The following is an 8,161-nucleotide window of genomic DNA, read 5'->3' on the forward strand; positions in this document are numbered from 1 at the left end:
TTTCCGGCCTGGCCTGGCCGGGCCGCTCGCCGCGAACGGCCCCGATCTGCGATCCCTCTGACGATGGCCGCCGCCCGCCAAGCCGGTGCGGCCACCATCGATCCAGTGTGCTTTGACGGTTTCAGGGCGGGCGGCAACGCCGGCCCGAACGGCGCCCGTTCAACCGACGGGCGCTGCCTGCGCCGCCGGCAGCGGCGGCGCGAAACGACGGCAACGTCGATCTGCAGCAACAGGCATCAGGGAGAAATCCGGCATCGGATCGCCGGCGATCCGGCGCAAGCCGGGCGCGGCGGGAAGGCTTGCCGGACAGACAGGACGCCGCGGGAGCGGCCGGCGCGTTCGCGGGCCGGCCGCTCACCGCGGCGCGGCGCCGGGACACGCGAGCAGCGTGCCCCGGCGTTTTTTTATGCGCCGAGCACTGCCGGACGCCGCGTTGCCGGCTTCATACCGCGCCTTTGCCGCGCAGCGCCGCGATGGCCGCGTCGTCGTAGCCGAGCAGTTCGCGCAGCACCGCATCGGTGTGTTCGCCGAGCAGTGGCGGGGCGCTGCGCGCCTCGGGCGGCGTCGCGCTCATCTTCACGGGATTGCGCACCAGCTTGACGGGCGTGCCGCTCGGATGCGGCAGCTCGACCTGCAGCCCGCGCGCCACCACCTGCTCGTTCTCGAACACCTCGCCCAGATCGTTGATCGGCCCGCACGGCACGCCGGCGGCCTCCAGCGCGGCGATCCATGCGTCCTTGCCGCGTGCGCGCGTCATCTCGGCGAGGATCGGCACCAGCACCGCGCGGTGCCGCACGCGCGACGGGTTGGTCGCGAAGCGCGGATCGTCGGCCAGCTCGCCGCGCCCGCCGGCCTCGACGAACTTGCGGAACTGGCCGTCGTTGCCCACCGCGACGATGATCCAGCCGTCGCTGGTCTGGAACGTCTGATACGGCACGATGTTCGGGTGCGCATTGCCCCAGCGCGTGGGCGGCTGGCCGCTGGCGAGGTAGTTGGTGTTCATGTTGGCGAGCAGCGCCACCTGCACGTCGAGCAGCGCCATGTCGATGTACTGGCCTTCGCCGGTGCGCTCGCGATGCGTGAGCGCGGCCATGATCGCCACCGTCGAATAGAGCCCGGTGGCCAGGTCGGCGATCGCCACGCCGGCCTTCTGCGGGCCGCCGCCCGGTTCGCCGTCGCGCTCGCCGGTGATGCTCATGAAGCCGCCGAGGCCCTGGACGATGAAGTCGTAGCCGGCGCGGTGCGCGTAGGGGCCGGTCTGGCCGAACCCGGTGACCGAGCAGTAGATCAGATCCGGCTTCACGGCGCGCAGCGCGTCGTAGTCGAGGCCGTATTTCTTCAGTTGGCCGGCCTTGTAGTTCTCGATCACCACGTCGCTCTGCGCGGCCAGCTCGCGGATCACGCGCTGGCCTTCGGGCGAGGCGAGATCCACCGTCACCGAGCGCTTGTTGCGGTTCGCGGCCAGGTAGTAGGCGGCCTCGCGCGTATCGCTGCCGTCGGGCGCGCGGTGGTAGGGCGGCCCCCAGTGGCGCGTGTCGTCGCCGGCGCCGGGGCGCTCGATCTTGATCACGTCGGCGCCGAAATCGGCGAGCGTCTGCGCGCACCATGGCCCGGCGAGCACGCGGCTCAGGTCGAGCACGCGGATATGACTCAAGGCTCCCATCTGCTGTTTGTCTCCCTCTTCGAATCCGGCCGAATCCGGCTTCGCCCGCGGCTGCCGGCCCGGGCGGCGGTCGTCGCATCTTAAAGCGAATCGCGCGGCGGCGGTGCGGGCGCCGCGCCGCCGGCCGGCTTGGGCAGCGCCGGCCGAACGGCCAGGGGCGCGGGCCTGCTGCCTTCGGGTCGCGATCCCGTATAATCGTTTGTTTCCGAAACCAGCCGCCGTTCGCCCGTTTCTCCGGCGCGCGGCGCCGATAGCCACAGAGCCTGTCTGGCAGGTCCGTTCCCGCACGCTATGAAAGCCGCCGAAATCCGCGAGAAATTCCTCAAGTTCTTCGAATCGAAGGGCCACACGATCGTCCGTTCGTCGAGCCTGATCCCGGGCAACGACCCGACGCTGCTGTTCGTCAACTCGGGCATGGTGCAGTTCAAGGACGTGTTCCTCGGCACCGAATCGCGCCCGTATTCGCGCGCGACCACCTCGCAGCGCAGCGTGCGCGCGGGCGGCAAGCACAACGACCTCGAAAACGTGGGCTACACGGCCCGTCACCACACGTTCTTCGAGATGCTCGGCAACTTCTCGTTCGGCGATTACTTCAAGAAGGATGCGATCCACTACAGCTGGGAGCTGCTGACGTCCGTCTACCAGTTGCCGAAGGACAAGCTCTGGATCACCGTCTATCACGACGACGACGAAGCCTACGACATCTGGAACAAGGAAGTCGGCGTGCCGGCCGAGCGCATCATCCGCATCGGCGACAACAAGGGCGCGCGCTACGCGTCGGACAACTTCTGGCAGATGGGCGACACCGGCCCGTGCGGCCCGTGCTCGGAAATCTTCTACGACCACGGCCCGGACGTCTGGGGCGGCCCGCCGGGATCCCCCGAGGAAGACGGCGACCGCTACATCGAGATCTGGAATCTCGTGTTCATGCAGTTCAACCGCGACGCGCAGGGCAACATGACGCGCCTGCCGAAGCCGTCGATCGACACCGGCATGGGCCTCGAGCGCATTGCGGCCGTGCTGCAGCACGTGCACAGCAACTACGAAATCGATCTGTTCCAGAACCTGATCAAGGCCGCCGCGCGCGAAACGGGCGTGAGCGACCTGACCAACAACTCGCTGAAGGTGATCGCCGATCACATCCGCGCGTGCTCGTTCCTGATCGTCGACGGCGTGATCCCGGGCAACGAAGGCCGCGGCTACGTGCTGCGCCGCATCGTGCGCCGGGCGATCCGCCACGGCTACAAGCTCGGCCGCAAGGGCGCGTTCTTCCACAAGCTGGTGGCCGATCTGGTCGCCGAGATGGGCGCCGCCTATCCGGAGCTGAAGGACGCCGAAGGCCGCGTGACCGACGTGCTGCGCCAGGAAGAAGAACGCTTCCTCGAAACCATCGATCACGGCATGACGATCCTCGACGCCGCGCTGGCCGAACTCGACGCCAAGGGCGGCAAGCTGCTCGACGGCGAACTGGCGTTCAAGCTGCACGACACCTATGGCTTCCCGCTCGACCTGACGGCCGACGTGTGCCGTGAGCGCGAAGTGACCGTCGACGAGGCGGCCTTCGAGGATGCGATGACGCGCCAGCGCGAGCAGGCCCGCGCGGCCGGCAAGTTCAAGGCCACGCAGGGCCTCGAATACTCGGGCGCGAAAACCACGTTCCACGGCTACAGCGAGATCGCGTTCGACGACGCGAAGATCGTCGCGCTGTACGTGGGCGGCGCGGCCGTGAACGAGGCGAAGGCCGGCGAGCAGGCCGTGGTGGTGCTCGACCACACGCCGTTCTACGCGGAATCGGGCGGCCAGGTGGGCGACCAGGGCGTGCTGGCCAATGCCGCCACGCGCTTCGCCGTCGAAGACACGCTGAAGGTGCAGGCCGACGTGTTCGGCCACCACGGCGAAGTCGTGCAGGGCGTGCTGAAGGTGGGCGATACCGTGCGCGCCGAGATCGACATCGAACGCCGCACGCGCACCCAGCGCAACCACTCGGCCACCCACCTGATGCACAAGGCGCTGCGCGAGGTGCTCGGCAGCCACGTTCAGCAGAAGGGGTCGCTGGTCGACGCAGACAAGACCCGTTTCGACTTCGCGCACAACGCGCCGCTGTCGGACGACGAAATCCGCAAGGTCGAGGCGATCGTCAACGCCGAAATCCTCGCGAACGCGCCGGGCATCGTGCAGAACATGTCCTACGACGATGCGGTCAAGGGCGGCGCGATGGCGCTGTTCGGCGAGAAGTACGGCGATGAAGTGCGCGTGCTCGATCTGGGCTTCTCGCGCGAGCTGTGCGGCGGCACGCACGTGAGCCGCACGGGCGATATCGGCTTCTTCAAGATCGTGGTGGAAGGCGGCGTGGCCGCCGGCATCCGCCGCGTCGAAGCGATCACGGGCGACAACGCCGTGCGCTACGTGCAGGATCTCGACGCGCGCCTGAACACGGCCGCATCGATGCTCAAGGCCCAGCCGGCCGAGCTGACGCAGCGTATCGGCCAGGTGCAGGATCAGGTCAAGTCGCTCGAGAAGGAACTGGCCGCGCTGAAGTCGAAGCTGGCGTCGAGCCAGGGCGACGAGCTGGCGCAGCAGGCGGTGGACGTGAACGGCGTGCAGGTGCTGGCCGCCACGCTCGAGGGCGCCGATTCCAAGACGCTGCGCGAAACCGTCGACAAGCTGAAGGACAAGCTCAAGCACGCCGCCGTGGTGCTGGCCGCCGTGGAAGGCGGCAAGGTCAGCCTGATCGCCGGCGTGACGGCGGAAGCCAGCAAGAAGGTCAAGGCGGGCGAACTGGTCAACTTCGTCGCGCAACAGGTCGGCGGCAAGGGCGGTGGCCGCCCCGACATGGCGCAGGCGGGCGGCACCGAGCCGGCCAACCTGCCTGCCGCGCTGGCCGGCGTGCAGGCCTGGGTGGCGTCGAAGCTGTAACGCCCCGGCGTTTCGCCTCCGCGGGACACAAGCCGCGAGCCGCAAGGTTCGCGGCTTTTTTACGTGCGCATCCGCTGCATCACCCGCCGCCCGCGGCGATCCAGTTGCCGGGGAACACAGCCGTGCCATCGGCGCGCATCGTCTGCACGAGTTCGATCAGCGCGCGCAGGCGGGCCGGCACGAAACGCCGGCCGGGGTAGTAGAGCCGCAGGCCGCCGAACGGCTGGCACCAGGGCTCCAGCACCGGCACCAGCGCGCCGCTGGCCAGCGCATCGGCGATGAACCATTCCGACAGGAAGCCGAGCCCGAGCCCCGCCAGCACCGCCTGGCGGATCGCGCGCGTCTCGCTGAACACCATCCGCGTGGGCATGTTGACCTGAAACTTGCGGCCGTCGCGCTCCAGTTCCCAGTGATAGATGCCGCCGTGCCCCATGCGCATCGCGATGCGCTCATGCGCGATCAGGTCGGCGGGCTCGCGCGGCGTGCCGCGGCGGGCCAGATAGTCGGGCGTGCCGACCACCAGCATGCGGATGTCGCCCGTCAGCGGCACCGCGATCATGTCCTGCGGCACCGATTCGGCCAGCCGGATGCCGGCGTCGAACCCCTCGGCCACGATATCGATGAGCCGCATGTCGGTCGTCACGTCCACGCGCACCTCGGGATGGCGGCGCAGATATTCGGTCAGCAGCGGCTGCACGAGCATCACGGTCGATTCGGGCGGCGCGTTCAGGCGCAGCGTGCCGCTCGGCGTGTCCGGCCCGCTGGCGGCTTCCTCGCCGGCGCGGCGGATCTCGGCCAGCGCCGGCGCGATCCGCTCGACGTAGCGCTGCCCGGCGTCGGTCAGCGCCACGCTGCGCGTCGAGCGGTTGAACAGCCGCACGGCCAGCCGCGCCTCCAGCCCGGCCACGGCGCTGCTGACCGCCGTGGTCGACATGCCCAGCTCGCGCGCCGCCGCGCGAAAGCTGGCGTGGCGGGCCACGGCCAGCACCACTTCCAGTTCGGTCATGCCGGTGCGATGCATCGATTGTCCTGATTTTCGGGATGAGTCATGAATCATAGGCCGTCTTATCGAAACAGTGCTCGCTCCGTAGACTCGAATCCATGCAAGCGGCGCCCGCCTGGCGCCGCCCGACACCTCCCGGGAGAACGCACATGCAACGGATCGAGCACCTTTATATCGACGGCGAATACGTCGTCCCGCACGGGCAGGAATGGTTCGACCTGATCGATCCTGCCACCGAGCAGGCGACCGGGCAGGTCCGCCTGGGCGACGAACACGACGCGCGCCGCGCGATCGAGGCGGCCCACGCCGCGTTTCCGGCGTGGTCGCGCACCACGCGCGAACAGCGGCTGGCCGTGCTGCGCCGCATCCGTGACCAGGTGGCGGCGCGCGAGGCGGCGTTGCTGGACGCGATCGTGACCGAGTACGGCGCGCCATCGTCGCGGGCGCGCTGGATGGCTGCCTATCCGGCCCAGACGGTGCAGGCCGCGATCGACGCGCTCGAAGCGTTCGCGTTCGAGGAAACGGCCGGTGCGGCGCGCGTGGTGATGACGCCGGTGGGCGTCGCGGCGCTGATCACGCCGTGGAACAGCAATGCCGGCTTCATCTGCAACAAGCTCGCCACGGCGCTGGCGGCCGGTTGCACGGCCGTGATCAAGCCCAGCGAGATGAGCGCCCGGCAGACGCAGGTCGTGCTGGAGGCGCTGCACGCGGCCGATCTGCCGCGCGGCGTGGTCAACGTCGTGAACGGGCGCGGCGAGGTGGTGGGCGAGGCGTTCAGCCGCGATCCGCGCGTCGCGAAGATTTCGTTCACCGGCTCGTCGGCGGTCGGGCGGCGGCTGATCGAGGCGGGCGCCGGCTCGATGAAGCGCGTGACGCTCGAACTGGGCGGCAAGTCGCCCACGCTGGTGCTCGACGACGCCGATTTCGACGAGATCATGTCGACCGTCCTGCAGGCCGGCTTCATGAACAGCGGCCAGGCCTGCATCGCCGGCACGCGCATTCTGGTGCCGCGCGCGCGGCTCGCCGAGTTCGAGCAGGTGGCGGCCGAGGCGGTGGCGCGCGTGAAATCGGGCGACCCGCGCGAGGCCGATACCGAGATCGGGCCGATGGTCAGCCGCCGTCAGTGGGAACGCGTGCAGGGCTATATCCGGCTCGGCGCGGAGGAGGGCGCGCGCCTGCTGGCCGGCGGCGAGGGGCGGCCGGACGGGCTGTCGGCCGGCTGGTTCGTCCGGCCGACGCTGTTTTCGGGCGTGCGCAACGACATGCGGATCGCGCGCGAGGAAATCTTCGGGCCGGTGCTGTCGATCCTCGCCTACGAGGACGACGAAGACGCCATCGCGATCGCCAACGACACCGATTACGGCCTGAGCGCGCTGGTGCTCGGCCGCGACCGGGCGCGCTGCGAACGCGTCGCGTTGCGGATCGACGCGGGGCGGGTGCTGGTCAACACGTTGAACCACGAGCCGCGCGCGCCGTTCGGCGGCTTCAAGCACTCGGGGCTCGGGCGCGAGATGGGCAAGTGGGGCCTCAGCGCGTATCTGGAGCCGAAGACGCTGATGATCGGCTGAGCGCGGCCTTGCCGCTGCCGCCGCGGCGGGGCGTACCGGCCTTCACGCCCGCGCCGGTTTCGGCCGCCTGTTCGACCAGCGCGTCGCGCAGCGCCAGCAATGCCGCCGACGCGTGCCCGCGCCGCCATACCAGCAGCGTGTCGACGGGGGCGAGGCCGCGCGCCGCGTGCACCGACAGCGCGTCCGACACCGGCGACAGCGCCAGCACGTTGCGCGGCGCGATCGCCACGCCGGCGCCGGCCGCCACGCAGGCGAGGATCGCGTGATACGAGCCCAGTTCGAGCACGCGCGCCGGCGTGCAGCCGTGCGACGCGTACCAGCGCTCGACATAGCCGCGATAGGCGCAGCCGCGCTCGAACGCCACCAGCGTCGGCACGCGGATGTCTGCCGCGCCGGCGATCGGCGCGTGGCCGCGCGGCGCGATCAGCACCAGCGGCTCGCGGTAGACGGGCGCGCTGTCGAACACCGCGTGATCGAGCGTGTCGAGCGGCGGCGTGGCGACCAGCGCCGCGTCGAGCTCGAAATCGCGCACCTGTGCGATCAGCGCCTGCGTGACGCCCGTCACGAGTTCGAGCCCGACCTCGGGCCAATGCTGGTGATAGCGCGCCAGCACGGCCGGCAGCCGGCTCGCGGCCGTGCTTTCCATCGTGCCGAGCCGCAGCCGGCCGTGCGGGCGATCGGCGCGCACCGCGTGGCGCGCCTCGTCGGCGAGCGCGAGCAGGCGCTCCGCGTAGGGCAGCAGCGTTTCGCCGGCCGGCGTCAGCACCAGCCGCCGCCCGTCGCGCGCGAACAGCGCGGTGCCGAGCGCGGCTTCGAGCTGGCGGATGCGCGTGGTGACGTTCGACTGCACGCGGTTCAGCTTGGCCGCCGCGCGCGTGACCCCGTTTTCGCGCACCACGGCGCTGAAAATCGCGAGAGCCGCCATATCCATGATTCTCTCCAGGAGACCGACTGGTTCCCTATTATTCATTTGTAGAGAATCCACGGTCAAGCTAGGTAGGCCGCATGACC

Annotated in this window: 5 protein-coding genes; 2 read left to right on the forward strand and 3 right to left on the reverse strand. The window is 69.9% G+C overall.

Annotated features, from left to right (window positions below; genetic code table 11):
- Nucleotides 1-442: 442 nt before the first annotated feature.
- Entirely contained in the window at nt 443-1,663 is a 1,221-nt protein-coding gene (locus tag G3N92_RS28100) for a CaiB/BaiF CoA-transferase family protein (RefSeq protein ID WP_206130850.1), read from the reverse strand.
- Nucleotides 1,664-1,954: 291 nt separating this feature from the next.
- Here G3N92_RS28100 and alaS point away from each other — a divergent pair, with 291 nt between their 5' ends.
- Nucleotides 1,955-4,579, forward strand: coding sequence for an alanine--tRNA ligase (gene alaS / locus G3N92_RS28105; RefSeq protein WP_206130851.1), 2,625 nt, complete (start codon nt 1,955-1,957; stop codon nt 4,577-4,579).
- Between the two features lie 79 nt (nt 4,580-4,658).
- On the opposite strand, the gene G3N92_RS28110 is transcribed toward alaS, so the two are convergent.
- The gene (locus tag G3N92_RS28110; RefSeq protein ID WP_206130852.1) at nt 4,659-5,600 is read right to left on the reverse strand and encodes a LysR family transcriptional regulator; all 942 of its coding nucleotides are present in this window, start codon (nt 5,598-5,600) and stop codon (nt 4,659-4,661) included.
- A 131-nt stretch (nt 5,601-5,731) separates the two neighbouring features.
- Between G3N92_RS28110 and G3N92_RS28115 the strand changes: the two genes are divergently transcribed.
- A complete protein-coding gene (locus G3N92_RS28115) occupies nt 5,732-7,150 on the forward strand; it encodes an aldehyde dehydrogenase family protein (RefSeq protein WP_206130853.1) in 1,419 nt (472 codons plus the stop codon).
- Here G3N92_RS28115 and G3N92_RS28120 read toward each other — a convergent pair.
- Nucleotides 7,110-8,081 carry a LysR substrate-binding domain-containing protein gene (locus G3N92_RS28120; RefSeq protein ID WP_206130854.1) on the reverse strand — a complete coding sequence of 324 codons (972 nt, stop codon included), beginning with the start codon at nt 8,079-8,081 and terminating at the stop codon, nt 7,110-7,112. The genes G3N92_RS28115 and G3N92_RS28120 overlap by 41 nt on opposite strands.
- Nucleotides 8,082-8,161 lie beyond the last annotated feature (80 nt).

Origin of the sequence: Burkholderia sp. Ac-20379 (genome assembly GCF_017104645.1) — a bacterium.
Taxonomy (GTDB): Bacteria; Pseudomonadota; Gammaproteobacteria; order Burkholderiales; family Burkholderiaceae; genus Burkholderia.